Genomic DNA, 12,058 nt, shown 5'->3' with positions numbered 1-12,058 from the left:
AGGAACCTCGACCATCCGAAGATGGACGGGGTATCAACATATCTGGCGTTGATTTTTGGCACACTGTTGAGTTCTCAAGGAACGGACGCTTCCTTCGGACCCTTTTCAGGGGCCCTCCGGGCGCTTCCCTTCGGTGTTCCAAACACTACCAGGCTTTTCCGGCCCTCCTGACCACCCCCCTGCAGGCACCCTGAGGGCGTGCAGTGGTTTAGACCAGTTAGGATCTCGGCTTGATAAGCGCTCCGCCGACCCCCGACTCACTGTCGCGTCGGGGTCGAGCAGGGCTACGACAGTACAGCGGAACCGGCATCCGGTGCAAATCACTTCTGGTGCCCCCTAGGTTCGTCAACTGGTAGAACCCGGACGGATCTAGGACTTCTCATGACCTACTCTTCAAAACAGCGCGTCGTCCGCGGCATGCGGTGGCGGCGCCGTACCAATCTCCGCCCCTGGGAGGCTCCATGACCACAGTGACGTCCCCTCTTGCCGGCCGGGCCATCGGACTCACCGCAGTGCCCGATCCGGTGTTCTCCGGTGCGATGGTCGGTCCGGGAACCGCTATCGATCCCGTGCGTGAGCCGTCGGAGGCCCTCTCGCCCGTCGACGGCATCGTCGTGTCCCTGCATCCCCACGCCTTCGTGGTCGTGGACACGGAAGGACACGGTGTACTGACGCACCTGGGTATCGACACCGTCCAGCTCAACGGCGAGGGCTTCGAGCTTCTCGTCAACAAAGGTGACACCGTGCAGCGGGGCCAGGCCGTGGTGCGCTGGGACCCGTCGGCCGTCGAGGCTGCCGGGAAGTCCGCCATCTGCCCAGTCGTGGCACTCGAGGCCACGCCCGACGCCCTGTCCGACGTCCGCGAGGACGGCGATGTGAAGGCCGGCGAGAGCCTCTTCGGCTGGCAGTGACCCGCCGACGTCGGTGACGGCGAGTCCGACAACCATCGCGGCGGCTGGGCCGCCGCCCAATCGGAGACGGTGAAATGGAGACAACGCTGCGAGGCGTCGGCGTGAGCCACGGGGTGGCGATCGGCGAGGTGCGGCACATGGGCACGGCGGTTCTCGAGCCGCCGGCCAAGCAGAACCCCGCGCAGGACACGGAGCGCGAACAGGGGCGCGCCCGCAAGGCCGTGGAAGCCGTGGCGGCCGACCTGATCGCTCGGGGAAACCTGGCAGGCGGTGAGGCACAGGCCGTGCTCGAGGCGCAGGCCATGATGGCGCAGGACCCGGAGCTCATGGCTGACGTCGAGCGCCGTGTCGCCGTCGGCAGCACGGCGGAGCGCGCGGTGTACGACGCGTTCGCCGCCTACCGTGCCCTTCTGGCGGGTGCCGGCGAGTATCTGGCCGGCCGGGTCGCCGACCTGGACGACGTACGGAACCGGATCGTGGCGCGGCTGCTCGGTGTGCCCATGCCGGGTGTGCCCGACAGCGACGAGCCGTACGTGCTGATCGCGCGGGACCTCGCACCGGCCGACACGGCACTGCTGGATCCGGCCCTGGTGCTCGGCTTCGTCACGGAGGAGGGCGGGCCGACCAGCCACAGCGCGATTCTGGCGCGGGCTCTCGGCGTTCCCGCGGTGGTCGCTCTGCCCGGTGCGGGCGAGCTCGCCGAGGGCACGCTGATCGCGGTCGACGGCAGCACGGGAGAGATCTTCGTGGAGCCGGGCGACGAGAAGCGGGCACAGATGGAGCGGGCCGCGGCCGAGCGGAAGGCGGCGCTGGCTGCGTCCAGCGGCCCGGGTGCCACGTCCGACGGGCACAAGGTGCCGCTGCTGGCGAACGTCGGCGGGCCCGCGGACGTGCCGGCCGCCGTGGACGCCGGTGCCGAGGGCGTCGGACTGTTCCGTACGGAGTTCCTGTTCCTCGACGACAGCAAGCAGGCTCCGTCGGAGGAGAAGCAGGTCGAGGCGTACCGGAAGGTGCTCGAGGCGTTCCCGGAGGGTCGGGTGGTCGTGCGGGTGCTGGACGCGGGTGCGGACAAGCCGCTCGACTTCCTGACCCCCGGCGACGAGCCGAATCCGGCGCTGGGTGTGCGTGGGCTGCGGTCGCTCCTGGATCACCCGGAGGTGCTGCGGACGCAGCTTTCCGCGCTGTCGAAGGCCGCGCAGGGACTGCCAGTCTACCTCGAGGTCATGGCGCCGATGGTGGCGGACCGTACGGACGCCAGGGCGTTCGCCGACGCTTGTCGCGAGGCCGGGCTGCAGGCGAAGTTCGGGGCGATGGTGGAGATTCCGTCCGCCGCGCTGCGGGCACGTTCGATCCTGCAGGAGGTCGAGTTCCTCTCGCTGGGGACGAACGACCTGGCGCAGTACACCTTCGCGGCGGACCGGCAGGTGGGTGCGGTGTCCCGGCTGCAGGACCCGTGGCAGCCGGCGCTGCTCGACCTGGTGGCGCTCGCCGCCGAGGCGGCGAGGGCCGAGGGCAAGAGCTGTGGTGTGTGCGGTGAGGCTGCCTCCGATCCGCTGCTCGCCTGTGTGCTCACCGGCCTCGGTGTGACGTCGCTGTCCATGGGCGCCGCGTCGATCCCGTATGTGCGGGCGACACTGGCGAAGTACACGCTCGCCCAGTGCGAGCGGGCGGCCGCGGCGGCGCGTGCCGCGGACACCGCGGAGGAGGCCCGGGTCGCCGCGCAGGCGGTGCTGTCCGGCGAGTAGACGCCGGGCGGCACGGGCCCGGATGCTCGGGCGAGACGGGAGAAGGGGGCTTTCCGCCGGGAGCGGGAAGCCCCCTTCGGTGTCAGTGGTGGCCCTCCGGCTCGTCACTGGGGACGGGGAACCCGGCACAGTACTCCACGCCGGGTTCCGGGGACAGTGGGTCGCCGGTGGCGGCATCGGTGCAGTAGGCGCTGAACACCTCGCCCGCGGTCAGGGGGTCGAGGCGGCCCCGGTGGAGACGCCAGCCGTGGAGATGGTCCGGGGTGCCCGGGGTGCTGGTGCGCAGCACCACTCCGCCGGATCCTTCGAGTGCGATGCCCGCGGCGAGGACGGTGACGAATTCAGCGCCCTCCGTGGCGTCGATCTGTGCGGAGGAGGACGGGCCGCCGCGGGCGTGCAGCACGGCCAGGAGCTGTTCGTCTGGGGCGGAGACGCTGCAAACGAGGTGGTGCTCGCCCGGCCCAACGAGCTCGAGGAGGCGCATCAGGATGCGGGAGGCCCGGTCGAACACGGCGCTGCCGATGTCCTGGCCGCAGTCGGCGCAGACGCCGAGGCCGGCGAGGAGCAGGGTGGCGTACTCCCAGGTGGCCTGGCGTACGGTCCGGTTGACGAGCTCGGGCAGCAGGGTGGTCAGCGGCTGTCCGGTGTAGGGGACGCCGGGGCCGCGGCCGGCGAGTTCGGCGGTGAAGCGGCTGCGGCCCGCCGGGGCGTCCGCGTCGATGCCCGCTTCCGCACAGAACTCGGCGAACTCGTCGGGGTCGAAGAGGGCGACGGAGGTGTGCAGTTGCTGGGTGGACAGGGTTTTCAGCAGCCGTTCGGACTGCCGCAGATAGGCGGTGTAGTCGTCGAAGGGGAAGGTGCGGTAGCGGCACATCCGGGTGAAGTCCTGTTCGTCGGCGAGGATGCCGACGGTGCTCGGGACTTCGCGGCGCAGGGCGCGCCGCACGGCTGCGTCGCCGCCGGACCGCCTGGACTGCCCGGGTCGCTTGGACGGTCCGGACTGCCGGGACCGGTGCTTGGACTGGTGCTTGGACTGCTTGGTGTTCGCCATGCCGATTCCCCCGGTGAGCTGTCGATCAGTTGTGACTCACCGTAGTGGCCGGCACTGACAATGCCGGTTTCCGCAGTCGGTCGCGTATGAGTCGGCTCTGTGCCAGGCAGACCGTGGAAAGGCCGGCGCCGAGCAGGGCCCAGCCGATGGGGCCGGCTGCGATGGTGGCGGTCATGACGAGCGGGCCGAGGCTGCGTTGGGCCGAATTGGCCAGGCCGTGGACGCCCAGGTAGGCGCCCTGTGCCTCGTCCGGTGCCAGGGCTACGGACAATTCCCATGACGCCGTGGCGTGCAGCATCTCGGCGAACGTCAGGGCGACGGCTGCGAGAGTGAGGGTGACCGTCGCGGTCCACATCCCGCCGGCGGTCGACAGACTCAGCGCGAGGGCGCCCACCGCGAACGCCGCGAGGACCATGAGCAGTGGGGCGAGTCCGTGCGGTGCGTCGGTGGCGTGGACGATCCACAGTGGCAGTCCGACCTTGAACACCGCGTCGTCGAGGAGCAGGAGGGTCTCGGTCGCGGTGTACAGGAGGTAGGTGCGGTCGCGCCAGGGGCCGGCCGCCTTCGGCCGGAGCGCGGTTCCGGCTCGCGTCGGCGTCCGGGGTCCGCATCACGGCCGCCGACCTGCTTCCCGCGGACGCGGCCCGGCCGGCCTCGGACTTCGCCCGTGTGCTGGGGGAGTCCGAGACCACGTACGGAGGTTGGCGCCTCACCCGTGGGAGCCGCCCACGGCGGGTGGCGGCGCTACGGGCGCGTTCGGGTGCGGGCGATGTCCTCGTAGAAGCGCAGGAGTTCGAGGTTGTCGACCGAGCCGGGGTTGACCGCCTTGTCGAGCGCGGTGCCCTGGAGGAGGCGCTTGACCGGGACCTCGATGCGCTTGCCGGTGAGCGTGTGGGGCACGCCGGGGACTTCGATGATGTCGTCGGGGACGTGGCGCGGGGAGAGGTTCTCGCGGATGGACCGCTTGATCCGGGTGCGCAGGCCGTCGTCGAGTACGGCGCCCTCCGCGAGGTGCACGAAGAGCGGCATCCAGTAGCCGCCGTCCGGTTCCTCGAGGCCGATGACGAGGGATTCGCGGATCTCGGGGAGGCGTTCGACGACCTCGTAGATGTCGGCGGAGCCCATCCGGACACCCTGCCGGTTGAGAGTGGAGTCGGAGCGGCCGTGGATGATCACCGACCCGCGGTCGGTGATGGTGATCCAGTCGCCGTGCCGCCACACACCGGGGTACGTCTCGAAGTAGCTGTCGCGGTAGCGGCTGCCGTCGGGGTCGTTCCAGAAGCGGATCGGCATCGAGGGCATCGGGTTGGTCACCACCAGCTCCCCCACGTCGCCGACGAGGGGTTTGCCCTGCGGGTCCCAGGACTGGAGGTCGGTGCCGAGGCAGGCGGCCTGCAGCTCGCCGATCACGACCGGGAGGGTGGGAACGGCGCCGGCGAAGCAGCTGCACACGTCCGTCCCGCCGCTGACGGAGGCGATCCACAGGTCGTCCGCCACCTCGTCGTGGATCCAGCGGAAGCCGTCCGGGGGCAGTGGCGAACCGGTGGTGGCGACGCACTGGACACGCGAGAGGTCGAAGTCCCGCCCCGGGTGGACGTCCGCCTTGGCGCAGGCCATGACGTACGCAGCGGAGGTGCCGAACAGGGTGGCCCGGGTGCGCTCCGCGACACGCCACTGGGCGGCGGTGTCGGGATGGCCGGGGCTGCCGTCGTACAGGACGACGGTGGTGCCGGTGAGCAGGCCGGAGACGAGGAAGTTCCACATCATCCAGCCGGTGGAGGTGTACCAGAAGAGGCGGTCGCCGGGGCCGAGGTCGCAGTGCAGGCCGATCTGCTTGAAGTGCTCGAGCAGGATGCCGCCCTGCGACTGGACGATCGCCTTGGGCAGGCCGGTGGTGCCGGAGGAGTAGAGGACCCACAGAGGGTGGTCGAAGGGAACCGGTTCGAAGACCGGCTCGGCGTCTCCCGAGGTCACCGCGGACCAGTCGAGGGCGCCTTCGGGGGCGTCGGTGCCGAGCAACGGGATGTGGACGACCGCGCGCAGGGTGGGCAGTTCACGGCGGAGCTCTGCGACGGTCCCGGTGCGGTCGTGCTCCTTGCCGCCGTAGCGGTAGCCGTCGACGGTGAAGAGGACGACCGGTTCGACCTGCTGGAAGCGGTCGAGGACGCTGCGGGCGCCGAAGTCGGGGGCGCAGGAGGTCCAGACGGCTCCGACGGCGGCCGTGGCCAGCAATGCGGTGACGGCCTGCGGGATGTTCGGGAGGTAGCCGCTGACGCGGTCGCCGGGGCGTACGCCGAGCTCCCGCAGCTCCGCGGCCAAGGCACCGACCTGGCGGCGCAGTTCGGCCCAGCTGATCGGTGACGGCTCGTGTGTCTCGTCCACATGCAGGAGCGCCGGGTCATGTGCGCGCGCCGGGTCTTCGGCGGTGCGCAGGGCGTGTTCCGCGTAGTTGACGGTGGCGCCGGGGAACCACTGGGCGCCGGGCATGGCGCGGTCGCCGAGCACCCGGTCGTACGGCGTGGAGAAGCGGACCTCGAACCACTCGGCGACCGCCTGCCAGAATGTCTCCAGCTCGTCGACGGACCAGCGGTGCAGCGCCGGATAGCCGCCCTCGGCGGGCGCGCCGTGGCGTTCGGCGGCCCAGCCCTGGAAGCGGGTGATCCGGGCGGCGGCGACGCGGTCGGGATCGGGCTGCCACAGAGGGGCAGGGTTCGCTGCTGAGGTCATGGGGCGGCTCCCGGGCTGGCTCTACGCGGTGTGTGCGTGCGCCGCGCACGGGCTGGGGTGTGCGCGGACGCGGCTGACAGGACGATGCCATGTGATCGTCGTTCGCACCAGGGCGGATCACCCATGACCGGGTCGCCGCATATGTGCTCCCACCATGGGTGAACGCCAGTTGAACAGAGCATCTGAGCCCGCATCCGGGTGGCAGGGTGAACAGCATGGACGGTCGTGATCTGGTGCGCGCGGTGAGAACTTTGGGTACGGCACAGGGGCTGCGGGCGGCCCGCTCGGCGTGGCGCCGCCGCCGGACCGATGCCGAGTGTCTGCCGCCGCGGGGTGCGGAACGGGCCAGAGTGCCGGGTCCCGCCATCGGTGCCGAGGTGCTGCCCGGCGGAGGGGCCGTGCGGTTCGCGCGTTCCGGCCTGCGGATCGTGGTGACCGTCGGAGGGGCGGTGTTCCGCGGCTGGGACGGTGCGCTGCCGGAGCCGTCGTACGCGCTGTCCGGCGCTCCTCCGGAGCCGGATCCGCGGGTGGGTCTCGAACCGGACAAGGACGGCGGCTGGAAGGTGGTCTCCGAGCGGCTGACCGTCGCGGTCTCACGACATGGCGCGGTGGAGATCCGTACGCCCGGCGGCGTGCTGCTGCGCCGTGACCTGCCGCCGCGCTGGTGGGAGCCTGCCGCGGGCGGACCGGCGCGCTGGGTGCAGCGCAGCGAGATCCCGGCGGACGCGCGGCTGTTCGGTCTCGGCGGCCGTACGTCCGGGCCCCGGCTGCGTGACGGCTCGTACCGGCTGTGGAACAGCGCTCCGCCGGCCGGGTTCGGTCCCGAGGACGGCCCCCTGCACATCACGATGCCGGTGCAGACCGTGGTCGCCGACGCGGGCACCCATCTCGCCTTCCACGACAACAGCTGGGACGGCCGGGTGACCGTCCGCGAGGGCGAGGTAGGAGCCGGTTCCGGCCATGACAGGCCCGGCACGATCGAGCTGCGGATGGACGGCGGCCCGCTGCGCAGCTGGGTACTGGTGGGGACACCGGCGCGTGTCCTGAGCGGCTGGGCACAGCTGACGGGCGCGCCCGCGCTGCCGCCGTCCTGGGCGCTGGGCCCGCAGCATCTGCTGCGGACCGGTGGGGAGCAGAGCGTGCGGCGGACCGTGGAGGCACATCGGGAGAGAGACCTTCCGCTGTCGGCCGTCCATGTCGGCGGCGATGTCGGCGGCGATGTCCCCGAGGCCGGTCTGCCCGGGGGGCCCGAGGGTTTCCCCGGGCTGCCCGCCCTCGCCAAGGACCTGCGCGAGGACGGGGTGCGGCTGGTCCGGGCGGTCGCTCCGGCGGTGCCCGCCGAGCCCGGGGACGCCCTGTATCGCCACGGCTCCGCCGCGGGACTGTTCGTACGGGACGGGCGCGGGGCCGAGGTGCGGGGTACGGCCGGCCGCGGGGAGTGTGTCTTCCCCGACTTCACGGACCCCCGGGTGCGCGAGTGGTGGCAGGAGCTGTACGGGGAGACGGCGGCGCAGGGCTTCTCCGGCGTGTGGCTGGACCGGAACGAACCGGTGGCCTGCGCTTCCTTCGACGGTCTGACGCTGCCCCGTTCCGCACGGCACGCGCTGGACGGGCGCGGCGGCGACCACCGGGAGGCGCACAACGTGTACGGGCTGGCCATGGCGGCGGCCGCCCATGAGGGGCTGCGCCGGCAACGGTCCGGCGAACGGCCCTTTGTGATCTCCCGGTCCGGTTGGGCGGGCATGCAGCGGTACGGCGGTGCCTGGGCCGGTGACGTCACGACGGGGTGGCCGGCACTGCGGGCCTCACTGTCGCTGGTGCTGGGGCTGGGACTCTGCGGCGTTCCGTATTCGGGTACGGACGTGGGCGGAGCCGGCGGGGTGCCGGCGGAGCTGTATCTGCGTCGGCTCCAGCTGGCGGCGTATCTGCCGCTGTCGCGGACGACGGAGTCCTGGCCGCTCTGGGCGTACGGGCCGGAGGTGGCGGCGCACGCGCGGGCCGCCCTGGTGGAGCGCGAGCGGCTGGGCCCCTACTTCGTGACGCTGGCGCAGCTGGCGCGGCTCACCGGTGCACCGTACGTGCGTCCGCTGTGGTGGCGGACTCCCCAGGACCGTGCGCTGCGGAACTGCGAGGACGCGTTCCTGCTGGGCGACGCGCTGCTGGTGGCGCCGGTCCTGGAGCCGGGTTCGGACCGTCGGGCCGTACGGCTGCCGCGTGGCCGGTGGTACGACACGGCGACGGGCCGGCCGTACGAGGGGCCCGGGCAGGTGCTCGTGGAGGCGCCGCTGTCCCGTGTCCCGGTGCTGGCACGGGCGGGGGCGGTGCTGCCCGTGCTCGACGGGCGGGGCGACGGGGGCGGGGCGCCGGCCCGGATCGCTCTCGAGGTGTGGGCGCCGGCCGCGGGGCGCAGGGGTGGCGGGCTGGTGGTGCGCGACACCGGCGCCGGGTGGGACGAACCGGAGATCGAGCGCTACACGACGCGGCTGGCGGGTGGACGTGTGGTGGTGGAACGGACCACGGAAGACGGCGCGGTGGCGGTCGAGGGGCCGGTGCGGGTGCGCGGTCTGGAGTGACGCGCCCGACCGGCCGGCTGCGGTTCCGGGGCTCTGGTTCAGTGCCTACCGCCCGGGGGCTGTGGTTCAGGTGCTCTGGTTACCGGCGAACGGCGCAGTGGTCGTAGGCGCCGGCGAACCAGTTGCGGACCGCGGTCGTGTGGAGCGGGAAGGCGAGGTCGCTGGGGGCGTGCAGCAGGTCCCAGCCCTCGGTCTCGTCGGTGGGCACGGACGGCGGCAGTCCGGCGGCGGGGCGCTCGGGAAGAAGTCCGAAGACGAGCAGGTGCCCGGCCGGGGAGCTGAGGACGTCGGCGAGGCGTACGTCGCCCCGCGGGGCCTCGATACCGGTCTCCTCACGCAGTTCGCGTACCACCGCGTGCCGCCAGTCCTCACCGTGGTCGATGAAACCGCCGGGCAGCGCGGTGCCGCCGAGGGCGGGTTCGATGGTGCGGGTGATGACGACGAGTCCGGTGCCGTGCTCGTCGTGGGCGGGCTGCAGGGCGACGGCGACGGGCAGCGGGTTGCGGTAGGCGGTCCCGCCGCAGGCGGGGCAGGTGCGGGGCCAGCCGGCGTCGGCGCCGTAGGGCGTTCCGCAACGGTCGCAGTAGGAGTGAGGAGACACGGGCGGACTGTAACCGATCACTCTGTCCCGGCCCGGTGGTTGCTGGTAGACCGGGGCGCATGACTCGACTTGCTTGCGCCGTACGCGTCCTGACCGCCGCGGCCGCCGCGCTGCTCTGCACCACGTCGGCGGCGCCCGCCGCCCGGGCCGCGCCAGAACCGAAGGCGCCGCGGGAGTTCGTGGCGCTGCGTACCGTGGCGCCGACGATCATCCAGGAGATGCGGTACACGACGGACCACAACTTCGTGGGAGAGCCGGTGGACGGCTACCGGCAGCCGGTGTGCATCCTCACCCGGCCGGCGGCGCAGGCGCTGCGACAGGCGCAGTCCCGGCTGCTGCGGCGGGGATACTCGCTGAAGGTGTACGACTGCTACCGCCCGCAGCGGGCCGTCGACCACTTCGTGCGGTGGGCGGAGGATCTCGATGACGAGGCGATGAAGCGGGAGTTCTATCCGCGGGTCGACAAGTCGCGCCTCTTCGCGGACGGTTACCTCGCACAGCGGTCCGGGCACAGTCGCGGCAGCACGGTCGACCTCACGATCGTGCAGCTGCCGGCGCAGCGCACCCGGCCGTACGTGCACGGTGAGGCGCTCGTGCCGTGCACCGCGCCGCAGACCGCGCGGTTCCCCGACAACTCCCTCGACATGGGGACCGGCTTCGACTGCTTCGACACGCGGTCGCACACCGACGACCCGGGGATCACTGCCGAGCAGCGTGCCAACCGGGATCTGCTGAGGAGCACGCTGGCCTCTGTGGGGTTCGCCAACCTCCCCGAGGAGTGGTGGCATTTCACGTACCGGCCTGAGCCGTTCCCCGGCACGCACTTCGACTTCCCCGTAGCCGTGCGTTCGGTCGCGGGGCACCGGCCGGGCTGACGGCGGGGGCCGTGGCGGCTACGGTGCCCGCATGGCAGAGCAGCGGACGGTCGAGTCGTACGAGGAGTTCTGGCCCTACTACGTCGCGATGCACTCACGGGCGGCTACCCGGTGGGTCCATCTGACGGGGACGCTGACCGGGCTCGCGGTCGGCGTCTACGGGCTGGCCCGGGGGCGTAAGCGGTACGCGGCGGCGCTGCCGCTCATCGGGTACGGGACGGCCTGGCCGGCGCACTTCTTCATCGAGAAGAACAACCCGGCGACGTTCGGGCACCTCGCGTGGTCGCTCCGCGGTGATGTGCGGATGATCCGGATGATGCTGGCGGGCAGGGACGCCGAGCTTGCCGAGATCGCCGGCACGTGGCTGGCGGAGAACCGCTGAAGCGCTTTTCAGCTCGTTGCCTTGACGCCCCGTCACGGCAGGTGGAGACTCCCGTCTCGTCGGCCGCCCGGCGCACCCGCGCAGCCCACGGCGCGTACCCCGGTCGGTGGGGGTACGGGCCGTGTCACTTCGGCGGATCCGTCTCCCGGGGGCAGCGGCCGTGTCGGTACGGACCGGCGACGAAGAAGCCGGGGCTCAGGTGACGGCGGGCTCCCGCACCCGGTCCGCGCGGGCGAGCGCATGCTCGACGACCGCGACGAGGATGTCCTTGACGGACTCCCTCTCCCGCGCGTCGCCGATCAGGACGGGCACCTCCGGGTCGAGGTCGAGCGCGGCACGTACGGTCTCTGCCGGGTACCGCTTCGCCCCCTCGAAGGAGTTGACCGCGACGGCGAAGGGGATGCCGCGGCGCTCGAAGTAGTCGATGCCGGCGAAGCAGTCGTCCAGGCGGCGGGTGTCCGCGAGCACGACGGCGCCGAGCGCGCCCTGCGCCAGTTCGTCCCACAGGAACCAGAAGCGGTCCTGTCCCGGTGTGCCGAAGAGGTACAGGACCAGGTCCTCGCGGAGGGTGATGCGGCCGAAGTCCATGGCGACCGTGGTGGTCGTCTTGGCCTCGACGCCGGCGATGTCGTCGACCGGCCTGCCCGCCTCGGTGAGTCTCTCCTCCGTGCGCAGCGGTTTGATCTCGCTGACCGCGCCCACCAGGGTGGTCTTGCCGACACCGAAGCCACCTGCGACCAGGATCTTCAGAGTGACCGGCTCGATCGGCGCCTTGCGGCGGCTAGAGCGCCCGAAGACCATTGATCACCTCACGGAGAATGCTCACGTCCGGCAGTTCCGCCGGAGGTACGGGACGGGTTACGTGTACGAGTGCGTCGTCGACGAGGTCTCCGACGAGGACGCGGACGACACCGACGGGCAGGTCGAGCCCGGCGGCGAGTTCGGCGATGGACTGGGGGACGTCACCGCAGCGTTCCACGATCTCGACGTGTTCCGGCGAGAGCGTCTGGTCGCGACCGGGATCGTCGGCCGCGGGCTCGGGTACGACGAGGGCGATCAGGTCGAGCCGGTGGCGGCCGGCGTGACCGGTGCGGCCGCGGGTCATGGCGTACGGGCGCACCACCGGGCCCGCGTCGGCGTCGATCCAGTGGTGCGACCTGTGACTGTGCCGGACTGAGTCACTCATGGCCGGC

General features: G+C 71.9%; 11 protein-coding genes. 5 read left to right on the top strand and 6 right to left on the bottom strand.

Annotated elements, in window-relative coordinates; genetic code table 11:
* Positions 1-461: 461 nt before the first annotated feature.
* Both AB0903_RS03170 and ptsP read left to right on the top strand, forming a co-directional pair.
* Positions 462-911: a PTS glucose transporter subunit IIA gene (locus tag AB0903_RS03170; protein ID WP_366698379.1), complete on the top strand. Its 450-nt coding sequence runs from the start codon at positions 462-464 to the stop codon at positions 909-911.
* 74 nt (positions 912-985) lie between these two features.
* Positions 986-2,656 carry a phosphoenolpyruvate--protein phosphotransferase gene (ptsP, locus tag AB0903_RS03165; RefSeq protein ID WP_366698377.1) on the top strand — a complete coding sequence of 557 codons (1,671 nt, stop codon included), beginning with the start codon at positions 986-988 and terminating at the stop codon, positions 2,654-2,656.
* An 82-nt stretch (positions 2,657-2,738) separates the two neighbouring features.
* On the opposite strand, the gene AB0903_RS03160 is transcribed toward ptsP, so the two are convergent.
* The 3 genes from AB0903_RS03160 to AB0903_RS03150 all read right to left on the bottom strand — a co-directional run bounded on the left by AB0903_RS03160 (position 2,739) and on the right by AB0903_RS03150 (position 6,434).
* Positions 2,739-3,707: a hypothetical protein gene (locus AB0903_RS03160; protein WP_366698375.1), complete on the bottom strand. Its 969-nt coding sequence runs from the start codon at positions 3,705-3,707 to the stop codon at positions 2,739-2,741.
* Between the two features lie 25 nt (positions 3,708-3,732).
* Positions 3,733-4,194: a hypothetical protein gene (locus AB0903_RS03155; RefSeq protein WP_366698373.1), complete on the bottom strand. Its 462-nt coding sequence runs from the start codon at positions 4,192-4,194 to the stop codon at positions 3,733-3,735.
* A 257-nt stretch (positions 4,195-4,451) separates the two neighbouring features.
* Entirely contained in the window at positions 4,452-6,434 is a 1,983-nt protein-coding gene (locus AB0903_RS03150) for an acetoacetate--CoA ligase (RefSeq protein ID WP_366698371.1), read from the bottom strand.
* A gap of 215 nt (positions 6,435-6,649) precedes the next feature.
* Between AB0903_RS03150 and AB0903_RS03145 the strand changes: the two genes are divergently transcribed.
* Positions 6,650-9,007 (top strand): glycoside hydrolase family 31 protein, encoded by a 2,358-nt coding sequence (locus AB0903_RS03145; protein WP_366698369.1) that lies wholly within the window; start codon positions 6,650-6,652, stop codon positions 9,005-9,007.
* Between the two features lie 79 nt (positions 9,008-9,086).
* Here the strand turns inward: AB0903_RS03145 and AB0903_RS03140 are convergent, their stop codons facing one another.
* Entirely contained in the window at positions 9,087-9,608 is a 522-nt protein-coding gene (locus AB0903_RS03140) for an NUDIX domain-containing protein (protein ID WP_366698367.1), read from the bottom strand.
* Positions 9,609-9,667: 59 nt separating this feature from the next.
* Here AB0903_RS03140 and AB0903_RS03135 point away from each other — a divergent pair, with 59 nt between their 5' ends.
* A complete protein-coding gene (locus AB0903_RS03135; protein WP_366698365.1) occupies positions 9,668-10,483 on the top strand; it encodes a M15 family metallopeptidase in 816 nt (271 codons plus the stop codon).
* Between the two features lie 31 nt (positions 10,484-10,514).
* Positions 10,515-10,865, top strand: a complete 351-nt coding sequence (locus tag AB0903_RS03130; RefSeq protein WP_366698363.1) for a DUF962 domain-containing protein — start codon at positions 10,515-10,517, stop codon at positions 10,863-10,865.
* 195 nt (positions 10,866-11,060) lie between these two features.
* On the opposite strand, the gene AB0903_RS03125 is transcribed toward AB0903_RS03130, so the two are convergent.
* Both AB0903_RS03125 and AB0903_RS03120 read right to left on the bottom strand, forming a co-directional pair.
* On the bottom strand, positions 11,061-11,666 hold the full coding sequence (locus AB0903_RS03125) for an ATP/GTP-binding protein (protein WP_366698361.1): 606 nt from the start codon (positions 11,664-11,666) through the stop codon (positions 11,061-11,063).
* Positions 11,647-12,051 carry a DUF742 domain-containing protein gene (locus AB0903_RS03120; RefSeq protein ID WP_366698359.1) on the bottom strand — a complete coding sequence of 135 codons (405 nt, stop codon included), beginning with the start codon at positions 12,049-12,051 and terminating at the stop codon, positions 11,647-11,649. The genes AB0903_RS03125 and AB0903_RS03120 overlap by 20 nt, the downstream gene beginning before the upstream one ends.
* Between the last annotated feature and the right edge of the window lie 7 nt (positions 12,052-12,058).

It is taken from the genome of Streptomyces sp. NPDC048389 (assembly GCF_040706335.1).
Lineage (GTDB): Bacteria > Actinomycetota > Actinomycetes > Streptomycetales > Streptomycetaceae > Streptomyces.
Note: the sequence above shows the minus strand (reverse complement) of the source record. Positions and strands in the feature narration are given on the sequence as shown.

What these genes read in the sequence shown, in the direction of transcription:
- AB0903_RS03170 (WP_366698379.1), top strand. Translation starts at nt 462, where the DNA reads ATGACCACAGTGACGTCCCCTCTTGCCGGCCGGGCCATCGGACTCACC.
- ptsP (WP_366698377.1), top strand. Translation starts at nt 986, where the DNA reads ATGGAGACAACGCTGCGAGGCGTCGGCGTGAGCCACGGGGTGGCGATC.
- AB0903_RS03160 (WP_366698375.1), bottom strand. Translation starts at nt 3,707, where the DNA reads ATGGCGAACACCAAGCAGTCCAAGCACCAGTCCAAGCACCGGTCCCGG.
- AB0903_RS03150 (WP_366698371.1), bottom strand. Translation starts at nt 6,434, where the DNA reads ATGACCTCAGCAGCGAACCCTGCCCCTCTGTGGCAGCCCGATCCCGAC.
- AB0903_RS03145 (WP_366698369.1), top strand. Translation starts at nt 6,650, where the DNA reads ATGGACGGTCGTGATCTGGTGCGCGCGGTGAGAACTTTGGGTACGGCA.
- AB0903_RS03135 (WP_366698365.1), top strand. Translation starts at nt 9,668, where the DNA reads ATGACTCGACTTGCTTGCGCCGTACGCGTCCTGACCGCCGCGGCCGCC.
- AB0903_RS03130 (WP_366698363.1), top strand. Translation starts at nt 10,515, where the DNA reads ATGGCAGAGCAGCGGACGGTCGAGTCGTACGAGGAGTTCTGGCCCTAC.
- AB0903_RS03125 (WP_366698361.1), bottom strand. Translation starts at nt 11,666, where the DNA reads ATGGTCTTCGGGCGCTCTAGCCGCCGCAAGGCGCCGATCGAGCCGGTC.
- AB0903_RS03120 (WP_366698359.1), bottom strand. Translation starts at nt 12,051, where the DNA reads ATGAGTGACTCAGTCCGGCACAGTCACAGGTCGCACCACTGGATCGAC.